At 30.8% G+C, this 18,053-nt stretch carries 15 protein-coding genes; all 15 read left to right on the forward strand.

All coding sequences use genetic code 11. From position 1 onward, the window contains the following. Window positions 1-10: 10 nt before the first annotated feature. The 15 genes from infB to recA all read left to right on the forward strand — a co-directional run bounded on the left by infB (window position 11) and on the right by recA (window position 17,824). Window positions 11-2,098: a translation initiation factor IF-2 gene (gene infB, locus F3K33_RS06460; protein ID WP_011968539.1), complete on the forward strand. Its 2,088-nt coding sequence runs from the start codon at window positions 11-13 to the stop codon at window positions 2,096-2,098. A gap of 17 nt (window positions 2,099-2,115) precedes the next feature. Beyond that, entirely contained in the window at window positions 2,116-2,472 is a 357-nt protein-coding gene (gene rbfA, locus F3K33_RS06465; protein ID WP_011968540.1) for a 30S ribosome-binding factor RbfA, read from the forward strand. Continuing rightward, window positions 2,465-3,445 carry a DHH family phosphoesterase gene (locus F3K33_RS06470; RefSeq protein WP_011968541.1) on the forward strand — a complete coding sequence of 327 codons (981 nt, stop codon included), beginning with the start codon at window positions 2,465-2,467 and terminating at the stop codon, window positions 3,443-3,445. The genes rbfA and F3K33_RS06470 overlap by 8 nt, the downstream gene beginning before the upstream one ends. A gap of 94 nt (window positions 3,446-3,539) precedes the next feature. Further along, window positions 3,540-4,415 (forward strand): tRNA pseudouridine(55) synthase TruB, encoded by an 876-nt coding sequence (gene truB / locus F3K33_RS06475; protein WP_023973315.1) that lies wholly within the window; start codon window positions 3,540-3,542, stop codon window positions 4,413-4,415. Between the two features lie 57 nt (window positions 4,416-4,472). Continuing rightward, window positions 4,473-5,408, forward strand: coding sequence for a bifunctional riboflavin kinase/FAD synthetase (locus tag F3K33_RS06480; RefSeq protein ID WP_011968543.1), 936 nt, complete (start codon window positions 4,473-4,475; stop codon window positions 5,406-5,408). Window positions 5,409-5,527: 119 nt separating this feature from the next. Beyond that, window positions 5,528-5,791 (forward strand): 30S ribosomal protein S15, encoded by a 264-nt coding sequence (rpsO, locus tag F3K33_RS06485; RefSeq protein WP_011968544.1) that lies wholly within the window; start codon window positions 5,528-5,530, stop codon window positions 5,789-5,791. A gap of 106 nt (window positions 5,792-5,897) precedes the next feature. Further along, complete coding sequence (locus tag F3K33_RS06490; RefSeq protein WP_011968545.1) at window positions 5,898-8,003, forward strand: polyribonucleotide nucleotidyltransferase; 2,106 nt, start codon at window positions 5,898-5,900, stop codon at window positions 8,001-8,003. A gap of 49 nt (window positions 8,004-8,052) precedes the next feature. Continuing rightward, window positions 8,053-9,360, forward strand: coding sequence for a M16 family metallopeptidase (locus F3K33_RS06495; protein WP_017210729.1), 1,308 nt, complete (start codon window positions 8,053-8,055; stop codon window positions 9,358-9,360). Between the two features lie 67 nt (window positions 9,361-9,427). After that, window positions 9,428-9,709, forward strand: coding sequence for a YlmC/YmxH family sporulation protein (locus F3K33_RS06500; protein WP_011968547.1), 282 nt, complete (start codon window positions 9,428-9,430; stop codon window positions 9,707-9,709). Window positions 9,710-9,725: 16 nt separating this feature from the next. Continuing rightward, window positions 9,726-10,922 carry an aspartate kinase gene (dapG, locus tag F3K33_RS06505; protein WP_039772247.1) on the forward strand — a complete coding sequence of 399 codons (1,197 nt, stop codon included), beginning with the start codon at window positions 9,726-9,728 and terminating at the stop codon, window positions 10,920-10,922. Between the two features lie 268 nt (window positions 10,923-11,190). After that, window positions 11,191-11,898 (forward strand): ClpP family protease, encoded by a 708-nt coding sequence (locus F3K33_RS06510; protein ID WP_011968549.1) that lies wholly within the window; start codon window positions 11,191-11,193, stop codon window positions 11,896-11,898. A gap of 113 nt (window positions 11,899-12,011) precedes the next feature. Next, window positions 12,012-14,381, forward strand: a complete 2,370-nt coding sequence (locus F3K33_RS06515; RefSeq protein ID WP_039772245.1) for a DNA translocase FtsK — start codon at window positions 12,012-12,014, stop codon at window positions 14,379-14,381. A 292-nt stretch (window positions 14,382-14,673) separates the two neighbouring features. Beyond that, window positions 14,674-15,993 carry a 30S ribosomal protein S12 methylthiotransferase RimO gene (gene rimO / locus F3K33_RS06520; RefSeq protein WP_171780387.1) on the forward strand — a complete coding sequence of 440 codons (1,320 nt, stop codon included), beginning with the start codon at window positions 14,674-14,676 and terminating at the stop codon, window positions 15,991-15,993. After that, window positions 15,977-16,567: a CDP-diacylglycerol--glycerol-3-phosphate 3-phosphatidyltransferase gene (gene pgsA, locus F3K33_RS06525; RefSeq protein ID WP_011968552.1), complete on the forward strand. Its 591-nt coding sequence runs from the start codon at window positions 15,977-15,979 to the stop codon at window positions 16,565-16,567. Before rimO ends, pgsA begins: the two co-directional genes overlap by 17 nt. Before the next feature lie 171 nt (window positions 16,568-16,738). Continuing rightward, a complete protein-coding gene (gene recA / locus F3K33_RS06530) occupies window positions 16,739-17,824 on the forward strand; it encodes a recombinase RecA (RefSeq protein WP_023973309.1) in 1,086 nt (361 codons plus the stop codon). The last annotated feature ends 229 nt before the right edge of the window (window positions 17,825-18,053 follow it).

The raw sequence follows: 18,053 nt of genomic DNA on the forward strand, positions 1-18,053 counted from the left end.
GGGTGACTGCATGTCAAAAATAAGAGTACATGAATTAGCAAAAGAATTAAACATAGAGTCAAAGGAATTAATAACTATATTAAAGGAAGAATTTAATATAGAAGTAAAAAATCATATGAGTACAATTGAAGACGAAGATGCTGAATTAATAAAAGAATTATTAGCAGGAAAATCACCAAGCGATTTAGTAGCATCGGCTGATAATGCTGAGAATTCAAAAAGCATAGTTGACGTATATGAAGATGAATTAGCAGAACAACTTAACAAAGGTATAAAGAAAAAGAAAAAGACTAAAAAAGAAGAACAAGAAGAAGCAAGAATAGCTGCTGAAGCAGAGGCTGAAGGTAAAGTAATTGAAATTGGTGGAAGCATAACTGTTAAGGAATTGGCAGAAAAATTGCAACAACCTTCAAATGATGTAATAAGAACGTTAATTTTTGCCGGAGTTATGGCAGCAATAAATGCGGAAATAGATTTTGAAACTGCAGAAAAGGTTTGTGCTGAATATGGAGTTTTAGTTGAAAGAAAAGAAGAAATTCAAGAGTTAGAAGTATTAAAAATAGAAGAAGATGATGAAGAAAATCTTCAAAAGAGACCACCAATTGTAACTGTTATGGGTCATGTTGACCATGGTAAAACATCTTTACTTGATTGTATAAGAAAAGCAAAAGTTACTGATACAGAAGCAGGTGGTATAACTCAGCATATAGGTGCTTATACTATTAAATTGAACGGAGAAGAAATAACATTCTTAGATACTCCAGGTCATGAAGCGTTTACAGCTATGAGAGCTAGAGGTGCACAAATTACAGATGTTGTTATATTAGTTGTTGCTGCAGATGATGGAATCATGCCACAAACTAAGGAAGCTATCAATCACTGTAAAGCAGCAGGAGTTCCTATTGTTGTTGCAATAAATAAAATAGATAAACCAGGAGCAAATGTAGATAGAGTTAAGCAAGAATTAGCTGAACAAGGATTGCTTGCAGAAGACTGGGGCGGAGATACTATATGTGAAGAAGTATCTGCGAAACAAAACCTTAATATTGATAAGTTATTAGAGATGGTTCTACTTACTGCAGAAATGCTTGAACTTAAAGCAAACAAAGATAGAAGAGCAGTTGGAACTGTTATAGAAGCTAAATTAGATAAAGGTAGAGGAGCAGTTGCTAGTCTTTTAGTTCAAAATGGAACTTTAAGAGTAGGAGATTCTATATTAGTCGGATCTACATATGGTAGAATAAGGGCTATGTTTGATGATACTGGTAAAAAAATAAAATCTGCTGGACCATCTATACCAGTGGAGGTTCTAGGACTTTCTGAAGTTCCAGAAGCTGGAGATAGATTTAATCAAGTAAAAGATGAAAAAACTGCTAGAAATATGGCTGAAAGCAGAAAAGACAAATTAAAAGCAGAAACTTTACTTGCTAACCATAGAGTATCATTAGAAGATTTATATAATCAAATTAAAGAAGGTAAGGTTAAAGAGCTTGCTATAATCGTAAAAGCAGATGTTCAAGGTTCTGTTGAAGCTATAAAGCAATCTTTAGAAAAACTTTCTACTGATGATGTAAAGGTAAGAGTTATTCATGGTGGTGTTGGAGCTATAACTGAAACAGATATAACTCTTGCGACAGCATCTAATGCAATAGTTATAGGATTTAATGTAAGACCTGACAACAATGCGGCTGCTCAAGCTGATAGAGATGGAGTAGATATTAAATCTTATAGAATTATATATGATGCAATTGATGATGTTAAGTCAGCAATGATAGGAATGCTTGAACCAGATTATAAGGAAGTTATATTAGGAACAGCAGAAGTAAGAGAAACTTATAAAATTTCAAATGTAGGAACAATTGCTGGTTGTTATGTGCTAAAGGGTAAACTTCAAAGAAATGCAGAGACAAGAGTTATAAGAGATGGAATAGTAATATTTGAATCTGCATTATCATCATTAAAGAGATTTAAAGATGATGCAAAAGAAGTTAATGCAGGATACGAATGTGGTTTAACAATTGAAAAGTTTAACGATATTAAAGAAGGTGACATCGTTGAATGCTTCATGATGGAGGCAATTAAGAGAAAAGAACTTTAAAAGAGGTGAAGATCAACATGGCAAACTATAGAGGTGGAAGAATTAACGAAGAATTTAAAAGAGAAATTAGTAATTTAATTCAAAATGAAGTTAAAGATCCAAGACTTACAGCTATGATTTCAGTTACAGATGTTAAAGTTACAAAAGATTTAAGATATGCTAAGGTTTATGTAAGTATATTCTCTAAAGATGATGAGGAAAAGAAAAATAATCTAGAGGCATTAAAAAATGCAAGTGGATTTATAAGGAAATCAGTAGGCCAAAAAATAAATTTAAGGCACACACCAGAAATAATTATTGAATTAGATGACTCTATAAATTACGGTATGCATATGGATGAATTAATTCAAAGGATAAGTAAGGGCAATGAGTAGTCTTAAAGAAATAAAAGAAGAAATTTTAAAATCAAAAAGAATTGGATTATCATTCCATACATCTCCAGATGGAGATGCTATAGGCAGCACTTTAGCATTACTAAATGCATTAAGACATTTAGGAAAGGATTCATATATTATATCAAGAGATGTTATTTCTGATAACCTCTCTTTCCTTTCTTTTGCCAACGAAATTGATGGTAATACTTTAGAGCCTAAAGAGGGCACTGATCTTGTAATGATATTGGATTGTGGTAATGTTGAAAGAATTTCTGCAGATCTAAGTAATTACAAAGGTAAGATTATTAATATTGATCATCATATTTCAAATGAAGAATATGGATTTATAAATTATGTTGATGTAAGTGCAGCGGCTACATGTGAAATATCATATTTACTAGCAAAAGAGTTAGGAATTGATTTTAATAATAAAACTGATGTTGAAATAAATATAGGGAACGCAGTTTATACAGGGATTGTAACAGATACAGGTTCTTTTAGGCATTCCAATGTTACTAAGAGAACTCATAAAATAGTATCAGAACTTATAGAACTTGGAGTAAACAACAGTAAAGTCCATAGTAATCTTTTTGATAATAAACCATTTGAGAAAGTAAAATTAATGGGATGTGTGTTATCTAATATTGAGCTCGCTCTAGAAAATAAAGTAGCAGTCCTTGAGATACCGAAGGGAATGTTAGAGGAATTTAACTTAAAAAATACTGATACTTCAGATATAATTTCAGTTGGCCTTGGAATTAAAGGTGTAGAAGTTTCTATGCTTTTGAAAGAAGTTGAAGATGGAGTTAAAGGAAGCTTAAGATCTAAAAATGATGTGGATGTTCGAAAAGTTGCAGAAGTATATGGCGGTGGCGGGCATATAAAAGCTGCTGGAGTTATGCAAAAAGGTGTAGATATAGAAACTGCAAAAGAAAATCTGCTAAAGATACTTAAAGAAGAGCTCGACTCATAAAATATAAATTATATTTATGAAAAGTAAGTAATAACTTCACTTATATAAGGAAGGAATAGAGAATTCATATATGAAAGATACAAAAACTTCACAGATAAATGGAGTATTAAATATATTCAAAAATAAAGGAATGACTTCCTTTGATGTAGTTAGAAAAATAAAATTCTTGGCTAACGAAAAGAAAGTCGGTCATACTGGAACATTGGACCCAGAAGCTACTGGAGTCCTTCCAGTCTGCCTTGGAAAAGCTACAAAAACTATTGATTATATCATGAACAGTAATAAGGTATATGAGGTGAAATTTCTACTTGGAGTGAAGACAACCACATATGACCTTGAAGGTGAGATATTGGAGAAGAATGAAATAGATCATATTAAGAGTGATGAAGTTTCAGAGGTCGCATTATCCTTTATCGGAGAATATGACCAAGTTCCACCTATGTATTCTGCCCTTAAAAAAAATGGAGTAAGGCTCTATGAATTGGCTAGGAAAGGTATTGAGGTTGAAAGAGAAGCGAGAAAAGTTAGAATATTTAATATATCAGATTTGAAGATTGAATTACCTTATGTATATATGAAAGTAGCTTGTTCAAAAGGGACATATATTAGAAGTTTATGTTATGATATTGGTGAAAAACTAAAAGTTGGAGCAGCTATGGCAGAATTAAATAGATCTGAAACATCTATTTTTAAGCAATTAGATAGTGTAAACATAGATGATTTAACTAAGGAAAATATACAAGATTATATTATGACTATAGAGGATGCACTTTCTTTTTACCCTAAAATTACAGTAAAGAGTACATTTACTAAATTATTAATAAATGGAGTTAAAGTATTCGATAAGAGATTGACAAATGAAAAAAGAGAAAAAAATGTTCTATATAGGGTATATGATAGTGAAGGCATTTTTATAGGAATTGGAAAACAAGATGATGATGGATTCAAAATCGAAAAATTGTTGCTTTAGGCATCTTAACTAGTATGTAGCTGTTTTTCTGGGTGCCTTGATTTAGGAGTAAGGATAATGATAATTATAGATAAACATTCAAAAGATATTCAAAGTTCTAATAATTATATAGCTCTTGGAAGTTTTGATGGACTTCATATTGGGCATCTTTCTTTAATAAATAAAGTAGTAGAAGTTGCAAAAAAAAATAAAGGGAGAAGTATGGTTTTTACATTTAAAAACCATCCAAGAACTCTTATAAATAAAGAAAACTCAGTAAAACTTTTGATGGACAATGAAAGAAAAGCAAAAATTCTGGAAAAACATAAAGTAGATATAGTTTGCTTTAAGGAATTTGATCTTGAATTTATGAAAATGACACCAAAGGAATTTATAGAGTTTTTGATAGTTAATTATAATATCAAGGGGTTTGTTGTAGGGTTTAATTATAAATTCGGATACAAGAATTTAGGAAATGTAGAACTTCTAAGAGAATTGCAAAATGAATATGGGTATGAACTATATGTTATGGATCCACGTACATATAATAACGATGTTGTAAGCAGTACTAGAATTAGAAAAGCCATTCAAGATGGTGAGGTTTCAGAAGCTAATAAGATGCTCAGCATGCCTTACACATTAAGTGGTGAAATTATTCATGGAAAGAAAATTGGAAGAACTATAGGTTTTCCTACAGCGAATTTGAAATATGATGAAAATTTCATTTTACCTAAGATTGGTGTATATTATACTAATGTTAAGGTAAATAATAATATATATAAAGGAATCACATCTGTTGGATACAATCCTACGGTTGAAGGTAAAAATTTAACGGTAGAAACTTATATATTAGATTTTAATAAAGAAATATATGGAGATAAAATAGATGTGAGTTTTATAAAAAAAATCCGCGACGAAGAAAAATTTAATAGTTTAGAAGAGTTAAAGGACCAGCTCGAAAGTGATAAAGCTTTTGCGAAAAATGAGAATTGCATGTCGGCTTTAATAATATAGTTTACAATAATAGTTACTTTTGATATAATAACACAGGGAACCTAATTCTAAGTTGTAAGGTGCCATCTTTTACTTGGAACTAGGGGATAATTAATATAATACACGGAGGTGCACTTATAATGGATAAGGCAAGAAAATTAGAATTAATTAAAAAGTTTGGAAGAAGCGAAGGCGACACTGGTTCACCAGAAGTTCAAGTAGCATTACTTACTGAAAGAATTCAATCTTTAACTGAACATTTAAAAGTTCATAAGAAAGATCATCACTCAAGAAGAGGGCTATTAATGATGGTTGGTCAAAGAAGAGGTCTTTTAAACTATTTAAGTGATCAAGATATCGAAAGATATAGAACTTTAATCAAAGAATTAGGTTTAAGAAGATAATTTTTAGAGCGGAGTTTTCCGCTCTATTATTTTAAACTATACAAATTATAGAAAAATTATACAATATTATTAATGATTAGATGAACCTAAAGGGAGGTCATAAATTATGAATAACGTTCTAACGACTGAAATCGCTGGAAGAGAATTGAAAGTTGAGTTCGGAAAAGTAGGTATGTTATCAAATGCAGCAACATTTACTAGCTATGGAGACACAGTAATTTTAACTAATGTTAATGCATCAGAGCAGCCAAGAGAAGGAATTGATTTCTTTCCTCTAAGTGTTGAATATGAAGAAAGATTATATGCAGTAGGTAAAATTCCAGGTGGATTTATCAAGAGAGAAGGAAGACCATCAGAAAAAGCTATATTAAATGGTAGAGCTGTTGATAGAACTCTAAGACCTCTATTTCCAAAGGGATACAGAAATGACGTTCAAGTTGTTACTACAGTTGTATCCGTAGAAAAAGATAATTTGCCAGAAATCTTAGCAATTAATGCAGCATCGCTTGCATTATGCCTTTCAAGTATTCCTTATACAATTCCAGCTGCAGCAGTTCAAGTAGGAATTATCGATGGTAAATTCGTTACAAATCCAGATACTCAAGGTCGTGAAAAAAGCATTCTTCATTTAACAGTATGCGCTACAAAAGAAAGAGTAATGATGATTGAAGCTGGTGGACAGGAGATACCAGAAGATACTATGATAGACGCTATTAAATATGGTTTTGATGAGTGTCAAAAGATTATTGCATTCCAAGAAGAAGCAGTAGCTAAGTTTGGAAAGAAAAAAGATGAACCAGTATTATATGCTGTAGATCCAGAACTTGAAAAAGATGTTAAAGAATTTGCATCTGACATGATTAAAGAAGCAATGTATATCATGGAAAAAGATGAAAGAAATGCTGCTGTTGATGCAGTTTATGAAAAAGTTAATGAAGCATTTGGTGAAAAATATGCTGACAAAATGGGCGATATTAAGGAAGTTCTTTACACTATGCAAAAGAAAGTTGTAAGGCACATGCTTCTAAAAGATAAGAGAAGGCCAGATGGAAGAGCATTTGATCAAATCAGACCATTAGGATGTGAAATAGGAATTTTGCCTAGAACACACGGTACAGGATTATTCACAAGAGGATTAACTCAAGTAATGACAGTTGCAACTCTTGGTTCAATTAGCGAGATTCAAATTCTAGATGGAATAGATGAAGCTCAATCAAAACGATATATGCATCATTATAATTTCCCAGGATACAGTGTTGGAGAAGTAAAACCTTTAAGAGGTCCTGGTAGACGTGAAATAGGTCATGGAGCTTTAGCAGAAAGAGCTTTAGAACCATTAATCCCTTCCGAAGAAGAATTCCCATATACAATAAGATTAGTATCAGAAGTTTTAAGTTCTAATGGTTCAACTTCACAAGCATCAGTTTGTGGTTCAACATTAGCATTATTAGATGCAGGTGTACCAATTAAAAGACCAGCAGCTGGTATTGCAATGGGATTAATAACTTCAGAAGATTTAAGTGAAGAAGCAGTATTAACTGATATTCAAGGAATAGAAGATTTCTTTGGAGATATGGATTTTAAGGTAGCTGGAACAACAGAAGGTATAACATCTATTCAAGTAGATACTAAGCTTCAAGGTTTTAGTTTTAATGTAGTAGAAAATGCTATAAGAGATGCTAGAAAAGCTAGACTTACTATAATTGATAAAATAAACGAATGTATTTCTACACCTAAAGAAGATGTTTCATTATATGCTCCAAAAACACAAATTATGAGCATAAATCCTGATAAGATAAGGGATGTAATAGGAGCAGGTGGTAAGGTTATAAATAAAATTATACAAGATACAGGAGTTAAGATAGATATAAAAGAAGATGGAACTGTATTTGTAAGCTCAACTGATCATAATGGTGTTAATGAAGCCATAAAGATAATAGAAGGATTAACTAAAGAAGTTAAAGCTGGAGAAGTTTATCTTGGAAAAGTTACTAAAATAACTACATTTGGAGCTTTTGTTGAGATTTTACCAAGTAAAGAAGGATTAGTTCATATTTCTAAGCTAGCTAAGGAAAGAGTGAACAAAGTAGAAGATGTAGTATCTATTGGAGATGAGATTTTAGTTAAGGTTACAGAAATTGATAACCAAGGTAGAATAAATCTTTCGAGAAAAGATGCTTTAGTAGAACAAGAAAATAAGGAAGAGAAATAAAGGGCAATTAATTGCCTTTTTTTTAACTAAGAAGGAGGGCAAGTATAAAATGTATAACACATATACCCTTAAAAATGGATTAAGAATTGTAACAGAAAAAATAGAACACTTAAATTCTATCAGTGTTGGAGTAATGGTTCAGAATGGTTCTAGAAATGAGAGTCCAGAAGTTAATGGAATATCCCATTTTATTGAGCATATGTTTTTTAAAGGAACTGATAAAAGAACTTCTAAAGAAATAATGGAGGATATTGAGAATGTTGGAGGACAGATCAATGCTTTCACAAGTAAAGAAGCTACCTGTTATTATATTAAAGCATTAGATACCCATCTAGATTTAACGTTAGATGTCCTTTCAGACATACTTTTAAATGCAAAATTCGATCCAGAAGAGATAGAAAAAGAAAAAGGCGTAGTAATTGAAGAAATTAATATGAGTGAAGATTCGCCGGAAGATGTATTAGATGATGTGCATTCTAAAGCTTGTTTTGGAAATGAGTCGTTAGGATATCCTATTTTAGGAACAATACCATTGGTAAAGTCATTTACTAGAGAAAAGATATTAAATTTTATTAGTGAAAAGTATACGCCATATAATTCTGTAATATCAGTTTGTGGTAAATTCAATGATAAAGAGTTAGATGAATTGATTAATAAATATTTTGGTGAATGGAAAAGCAAAGGTGAATATACTCCAGAATATGATAAAACAATAATACAAGTTGATTCTGCATATGCAAAAAAAGAAATCGAGCAGCTTCATATTTCTCTGGGATTAGAGGGATTACCTTATGGAGATGAAAACAATTACGCATTAGTGCTACTTAATAATATATTTGGAAGTGGTGCATCTTCAATCCTTTTCCAAAAAGTGCGAGAAGAATTAGGATTATGTTATTCTATAACATCTTACTTGCAACCATTTCAGGGAGTTGGAACTTTAAACATATATGCTGGCTTAAATAGAAATTATGGAGAGAAGGCCTTAGAGGTTATAGAAAAGGAAATTACTCTATTTAGTAAGAATGGAATAACTGATAAGCAGCTTGAAATAAACAAGGAGAAAATTAAAGCTAATTATATTTTAGGGCTTGAAAGTACTAGTTCGAGAATGTTTTCGAATGCAAAGACATTCTTGTTTAGAAATAAAATAAAAACTCAAGAAGAAGTAATAAAGAAAATAGATAATATAAGAAAAGATGATATACAATACGTATTAGAAAGATGTTTTAAAAAGGGAGTTATAAATGCAGCATATGTTGGGCAAGATGTAGAATATAGTAAATTAGATTCTATAATACTAAAGAGTGCCAAAGCATATGATAACTCAAATCATAATGGTAAAATTAATTTATAGAAGATTATGTAATAATACACCTCCTTTTCTCATATTATTTTATGAGTACTAAAAGGAGGTTTTTATTATGAGCGAAGAAAATAAGGTGAAATATTTAAGTGATATAGAGAGATACGAACTTATTAATATAAATGATGGTGAAAAATATGATTATCTATTGAATAATGATCTAATAATAGATGAAGAAGGAAATTTTAAATATTTAATAGTTAATTTAAGTGGTGGAAAATTTAATCTATTTAGCAGTAAAGATTTTTTAGAAATCCCATGGGATTGTGTAAAAAAAATTGGTGCTAAAACTATCATATTAGATGCAGATGAGGAAGTAATAAAAAAAGTAAAGTTATAATTCGGGAGGAAATTTAATGAAAATAGTTGTACAAAAGTTTGGAGGAACTTCAGTATCCACTGAAGAAAATAGAAAGAAAGTAATTGAAAAAGTTAAGAGTGCTATTAAAGATGGATATAGTCCTGTTGTGGTAGTATCAGCAATGGGAAGAAAAGGTCAGCCATATGCAACAGATACATTATTATCATTAATAAGCGATAAATTTAAAAATGCCAATAAGTTAGCACAAGACTTATTAATGACATGTGGAGAAATTATAAGCTCAGTTGTTATGAGTAATGATTTGTATAATGCAGGAATTGATGCTGTACCACTTACTGGCGGACAAGCAGGAATATTAACTGATAATAATTTTACTGATGCAACTTGTATTGAGGTGAAACCTAAAAAAATACTAGAGTTAGTGTCTCAAGGAAGAATTCCTGTAGTAACTGGATTTCAAGGAATGACTGAAAACGGATATTTAACTACTTTAGGCAGAGGGGGAAGCGATACGACGGCTTCTATTTTAGGAGTGGCCCTTAAAGCGTCAGAAATTGAAATATATACTGATGTAGATGGAATCATGACAGCAGATCCAAGAGTTGTTGAAAATGCAAATTTAATTGATGTTATAAGCTATAATGAAGTATTCCAACTAGCAGATAAGGGGGCAACAGTAATTCATCCAAAAGCTGTAGAAGTTGCAATGGAAGGAAATATTCCTATATTAATTAAAAATACTATGAGCAATAGTAAAGGAACTTTAATAAACAACTTTGGAGATAAAAGCAATGACAGGATAATGACAGGAATCGCAAGCCAAAAGAATAGAATTCAGATTTCTATAAGGGCTGCAGAAAATCAAGGAAATGTAAAATACAAAAATGTATTGGATTTATTAGCTGCAAATAAAATAAGCTTAGATCTAATAAATATATTTCCTAATGAACAAATTTTCACTATAAATCAAGTGGATAAAGAGATTTTAGAAAATGTTCTAAATAGTGCTAGTTTAAAGTATACTTTGATAGACAACTGTAGCAAAGTAGCGGTTATTGGTTCTAGAATGAAGGGAATACCAGGAGTAATGGCTAAAATAATCAAGGCATTAAGTGATAATAATATAGAAGTATTACAAACAGCGGATTCTCATATGACAATCTGGTGCTTGGTTCACTCTGAAAATGAAAAAGAAGCAATAAATGTTTTACATAAAACTTTTAAACTTTAATATAACGGAAGTTTAATTAAATGAGTTCTATGAGTTTTTATATAGAGTAAGTTAAATTAATAAAATAATAGATTTGGGATTCAAAAGGAAAATTGGCTAGTTGGGTAAGTTCGAGTAACTAAATCATAGATTTTGAATTTAAAAGGAAACTCGACTCGCTTCGTTCGCTGAGTAAGTTCAATTAGCCAAATCATAGATTTGGAATTTCACTTATGTATAAAATAATTCCTACTGTACAAAATAAAAAGAGTATAGGAGGAATTATTTTATGGATAAATATATTTTAAATAATAATGAGAAAGAAAAGGAAGATAAAAATACATCAGAAGCACAGGATAAAATAGAAAATGTAAAAGAACTTGGAAATACTACATTAGCAACTCCAAATAAAAGAATACAGGTTTTATCTATAATAGGGCAGATTGAAGGGCATTCTGTACTTCCCCCACAAACAAAAGCCACAAAATATGAACATATTATACCTCAATTAATAGATATCGAACAAAATGATGATGCAAAAGGGCTACTCATAGTCTTAAATACAGTTGGAGGAGATGTAGAAGCTGGTTTAGCTATTTCTGAAATGATTCGAAGTATGTCAAAACCAACCGTTTCTATAGTAATTGGTGGAGGTCATTCCATAGGAGTACCGCTTGCTACATCAGCAGACTTTTCATTTATAACACCATCTGCAACAATGATAGTTCATCCAGTAAGAATGAATGGATTTGTGATTGGAGTATCTCAAACATTTGAATACTTTAAGAAAATGCAAGAAAGAATAAATGAGTTTATAGTTAGAACATCAAATATAAAACCAGATACTTTAGAAAGATTCATGCTTCAGACAGATGATTTATTAAATGATGTAGGAACAATGTTAATTGGAAAGCAAGCAGTTGATTGTGGACTTATTGACCAAGTTGGAGGAATACAGGAAGCTTTAAGCAAACTTAACGAATTAATAGAAAAATAGTAGCTATTTTTAAGGTTATAGAAAAAATCTATAGCCGATTTTTGTTTTTAGTGTTATCTTATTAAAGGAGAATTGCTATTCAATGTAGAAATAAAATTATGAGGTGATTTAAGGTGGGTAGGACTAAAGGCAAACATAGCACTACAAAAAGTAAAAAAGATGAAAACACAATAAATCCAGATATAGTAGGAATAGTGTATATTGCAACAGGAATAATACTTGGTATAGCAATATACACTTCTTTAGCTGGAATATTATCATCTTTAGCGCAAAGAGTATCATATGTAGTAATTGGAATAGGTGCAAATGCATTGCCTATTTATTTAATATATTTTGGATTCCAATATATAAAAACACGAGGAAATATTAAATTAAGCAAGAATTTTTTTGGAATAACTATATTAGTAGCTGTTACCATATTGACATTTGGAACAATAAACATTCAAAGTTTAGACGGGCAAGGAAGTTTTTTTGAAAATTTTAAGGTCATACTTAATGATAGCGCCCAGACTCCTCATGGTGGAATAATGGCATATCTCATATGTTATCCAATGTATAAAATTATAGGGGCCCTTGGGACATATATAGTTCTTCTCGCATTTTCAATAATTGCCATCACTTTGATTTTCGATATTACTCTTTATGATTTAGGGATAAAGGCCTACAATAAAGGTGAAAAAATAAGAAATAGCAGAAGAAGTAGAAAAGTAAGGGATGAGCAGAAACCAGTTAGAGAGAACTTTATAAATATAGTAGAAAAAGATGATAAAGAAAATGAAAAAGAAGCATTTCTTTCTGGTGTAGAAAAGAAGATAAAAATTCTAGATTTTATGAAAAATACTAGTGATGATACAGAAATCTCACCTATATCAAAAGCTGAAGTATCATCAGATATTCAGATAGAGAGTTTTATAGAAAAACCTACGCAAAGTCATACTAAGAAGAAAGAAAACTTAGGTAATGATGTTAAGGAAGTAGTAAATAAAGAGATACAAGAACATATAATGGAACAAAAAGAAACTAAGGAGTATAAACATCCAAGCCTTGAATTATTAAAATTAAATTCAAATACAAAACTTAATAGCAGTGACAAAAAAGAATTAATAGAGAATGCTAATAAGCTTGAAGAAATATTATCTAATTTTGGAGTAGATGCCAAGGTTACTCAAGTTACAAAAGGTCCATCAGTTACGAGATTTGAACTTCAGCCAAGTCCGGGTGTCAAAGTTAGTAAGATTGTAAATCTATCTGATGATATAGCTTTAGGGTTAGCAGCTTCTGGGATAAGAATAGAAGCACCAATTCCAGGTAAGGCGGCAGTTGGTATAGAAGTTCCAAATGGAAAACAAAAACCAGTCTTTTTAAGAGAAGTTCTAGAAAATGATGAATTTATCGAGTCTAAGAAAAAGCTTGCATTTGCTTTAGGAAAAGATATATCAGGAAAATGTGTTGTGGGAGATTTGAGTAAGATGCCACATACACTGATTGCAGGGGCAACAGGTTCTGGTAAGAGTGTATGCATAAACTCTCTTATAATAAGCCTATTATATAAGTATAATCCAGAAGAAGTTAAACTTTTAATGGTAGATCCAAAGGTTGTTGAGTTAAATGTTTATAATGGAATACCACATCTTTTGATTCCAGTTGTTACAGATCCTAAGAAAGCGGCAGCAGCTTTAAATTGGGCAGTAAATGAAATGACCAATAGGTATAAGCTCTTTGCAGACTCTGGAGTTAGAAATATGGAGTCGTATAATGAATTATTTAATAAGGGTATAATAGAACAAAAACTGCCATATATAGTTATTATAGTAGATGAGCTTGCTGATCTTATGATGGTATGTCCTAATGATGTAGAAGATTATATTGGAAGATTAGCACAAATGGCAAGAGCTGCAGGTATGCATTTAGTTATAGCAACTCAAAGACCATCAGTTGATGTAATAACAGGGGTAATTAAAGCTAATATTCCATCTAGAATATCATTTGCAGTATCATCTCAAATTGATTCTAGAACTATCTTAGATGGATCCGGAGCGGAAAAATTGTTAGGAAAAGGTGACATGTTATATTATCCAGTGGGAGAAAGTAAGCCTCTTAGAGTTCAAGGCTGCTTCATATCGGAGGAAGAAGTAGAGCAAGTTGTATCGTTTATTAAGAGTGAACAGGGTGATACTAAGTATGAAGAAGATATAATTGATCATATTAATAATGCGTCAGATTCAAAATCTGTGGATGCAAATGATAGTAATGACGATGTTGATGAATTACTTAATGAGGTGATAAATGTTGTAGTTGAGTATGGTCAGGCATCAACTTCGTTTATTCAAAGAAAGTTCAGAATAGGGTTTAATAGAGCTTCTAGAATAATGGATCAATTAGAAGAACGGGGGATTATATCGGAAAAGGATGGAAGTAGACCAAGGCAGGTGCTTATTACTAAGCAGCAGCTATTAGAAGATGAACATGAAGAGGAAAATTAATTAATAATGTCTAAAAAGTTTAAAGCTATAGTTTTAGATTAATTATGAAATAAAATTAAACATTATGTTAACTTTTTTAATTTAACTCTTTTGAGGTAAAATAATAAGTGATTTTTATGAGATTTGGGAGTAGTATATGTATAATAGCAACTTGTAAAATGTAGTTCTAATTTGTTATAATTAAGACTATTAGAACGTAGGAGGATATAAGAAGTTGAGCGAAATTAAAATAGAAATAGCGAAGAATAGAGAACAATATAATGAAGAGGCTTCAAGCAAGTATAAAGTTGGAATGGTAAGCTTAGGCTGTGATAAAAATAGAGTTGACTCAGAGATAATATTAGGTAAGATGAGTGATGAATATGAGATAACTAATAACCCCAAGAACGCAGATATAATTATAGTGAATACATGCGGATTTATAGAGAGTGCCAAACAAGAATCTATTGACACAATTTTAGAGATGGCTAATTATAAAATTAATTATAAATGCAAACTGCTTATAGCTACAGGGTGTCTTACTCAAAGATATGGAGAAGAGTTGAAGACATTAATACCTGAAATAGATATAATGCTTGGAGTTAATGACTATAATAAAATAAATGAAATCATAACTGAATTTATAGATGGAAATAAATTAGCAACAGAACTTTTGAATTATTCCGATGAAAACATTAATGAAGGAAAGAGAATTATTACAACTCAAAGGGAGAGTGCATATATAAGAATAGCAGAAGGATGCAATAATTTTTGCACATATTGTATAATTCCTAAGATAAGGGGAAAATTTAGAAGTAGGAAGATGGAAAATATTATAAATGAAGCAAGAGATTTGAGTGAGAGTGGAGTAAAGGAAATTATACTTATAGCTCAAGACACTACTTTATATGGAAGCGATATTTATGGGAAAAAGAATCTGCATGTTCTTCTTAAGGAATTATCCAAAATTGAAGGAATTGAATGGATAAGGGTGCTTTATTGTTATCCAGAAGAGATATATGATGAACTTATAAACGAAATTGCTTGCAATGAAAAAGTTGTAAAGTATTTAGATATACCTATTCAACATATAAGCGATAAGATTTTAAAACTTATGGGAAGAAAAACTAGTAAAAAAGATATAATTAATAAAATACAAATTTTAAGAGAAAGAGTTCCTGAAATTGTTATAAGAACAACATTTATAGTAGGATTTCCAAACGAAACTGATGAAGATTTTAATGAAATTATTGATTTCTTAAAGGAACATAAGCTTGAGAAAGTAGGTGCATTTACTTATTCTCAGGAAGAAGATACTCCAGCTGCTAAAATGGATGGGCAAATAGATGAAGAAATTAAGGAAAAAAGAGAAGAAGATTTAATGCTTTTACAAAAGAATATTTCAGAAGAAATAAATAAATTGAAAATTGGAAAGTTATATGATATTCTTGTTGAGGGATATAATGGAAAGTGCTATTATGGAAGAAGCTATGAAATGGCTCCTGATATAGATGCAAATGTATTATTTGAATCAAATGCAAAAATAGAAAATGGTGAATTTGTAAAGGTAAAAATAGTAGAGACTATGGATTATGATTTAGTGGGAGTTGTTGTTGATGAATCTTGCAAATAAGTTAACCTTAATTAGAATATTTTTGGTTCCTGTATTTTTAGTATTTATAGCAGTTAAAGATATACCATATGGAAGTTTTATTGCTACATTTATATTTATTTTAGCTTCATTAACGGATAAGTTAGATGGGTATATTGCTAGATCTAGAAATCAAATAACTAACTTTGGAAAATTTATGGATCCTTTAGCAGATAAATTATTAGTTACTGCGGCGTTAATTTCTTTAGTTGATTTACAGGTAGTACCAGGATGGGCAGCCGTAGTTATAATTGCACGAGAATTTGCTGTTTCAGGTTTAAGATCAATAGCGGCAGCGCAAGGAAGAGTTATAGCAGCTAGCTGGTGGGGAAAAATTAAAACGGTTATACAAATTATAGCAATAATTTTATTATTATTAAAAGTAAATATTCATGATGCAAGGCTGTTAAAAATTTTTGTAATAGACAATTATTATTTGAAAGGATTTTTTAAATTCGCTCCAATGATAATGCTTATGATTGCGGTTATAGTAACCCTGCTTTCAGGTTACGATTACTTTAAAAAGAATAAGGAAGCTGTTTCTTACGATAAATAAAATATATAAGATCCATGTTTAGAAATATAAAAAAATGGATATGAATTAAAAAGGTTCCTTCTTTGCTAGCAAAGAAGGGGCTTTTCTTAGAATTAATTATTGACTATGGTTTGTAATTAATTTATAATAAATATAGAACATAAGTTCGATGGAAGGGAGTTAATTAGTATTATGGGAATTATAAATGCAGAAAAGTTAAAAGCAATTGAAAGTGCTATGAGTCATATAGAAAAACAATTTGGTAAAGGATCAGTAATGAAATTGGGTGATCACAATATTTCTAACATGGATGCTATATCAACAGGATGTTTAGATTTAGATATAGCTCTTGGAATTGGAGGAGTACCTAAAGGTAGAATTATTGAAATTTATGGACCAGAAAGTTCAGGAAAAACTACAATTGCGCTTCATATAGCGGCAGAATCACAAAAGAAAGGTGGAGCAGTAGGATACATAGATGCAGAACATGCATTAGATCCTAGTTATGCCCAAAAACTTGGAGTTGATGTAGATAGCTTAATAATTTCTCAACCTGATACAGGGGAACAAGGACTTGAAATAGCTGAGGCATTAGTCCGTTCTGGAGCTATTGATGTTTTGGTAGTAGACTCAGTTGCGGCTTTAGTACCTAAAGCTGAAATTGAAGGAGAAATGGGAGATTCACATATTGGTCTTCAAGCAAGACTTATGTCACAGGCGTTAAGAAAGCTTGCAGGAACAATAAATAAGACTAATTGTGTTGCTATATTTATTAACCAATTAAGAGAAAAAGTTGGGGTTATGTTTGGTTCGCCAGAAACAACAACTGGAGGAAGAGCATTAAAATTCTATGCATCAGTAAGACTTGATATTAGAAGAATAGATTCTATAAAACAAGGGGATTCAATAATAGGTAACAGAACAAGAATAAAGGTCATGAAAAATAAAGTTGCACCACCATTTAAACAAGCAGAATTTGATATTATGTATAATGAGGGTATATCAAGATGTGGTAATATAGTAGATGTTGGAGTAAAAGAAGAGATTGTTCAAAAGAGTGGCGCTTGGTTTTCTTATGGAGATATAAGATTAGGTCAAGGAAGAGAAAATGCTAAATTATATCTAAAAGAAAATCCTGAAGTGGCATTAGATATAGAAAATCAAATTAGAGAAAAGTATAATCTTCCACCTGCAGAACTATTTAAGGCAGCTGCACCAGAGGGAGCTAAAGAAAATATAAGCGATAAAGATGATGTTGCTGTAGATACAAAAGAATAAAGAAGATGTAATAAATGGAAAGTTTAAATGTGAATTTACTTCATAATATTTATTAATAAATGTATAGCTGCATATATTATGATAACTCATATATATGCAGCTATATTAAGTATTTAACAGCATAATGCAGTATGTAACAGTTATATGCGCAAACTTGACATAATTTTGTTTTTAATATAGAATAAAAAGGAATACTGGTTTATCATATTCCAAATGCAGTGAGAAGAAT

Source organism: Clostridium beijerinckii (assembly GCF_008705175.1).
GTDB classification, from domain to species: domain Bacteria; phylum Bacillota; class Clostridia; order Clostridiales; family Clostridiaceae; genus Clostridium; species Clostridium beijerinckii.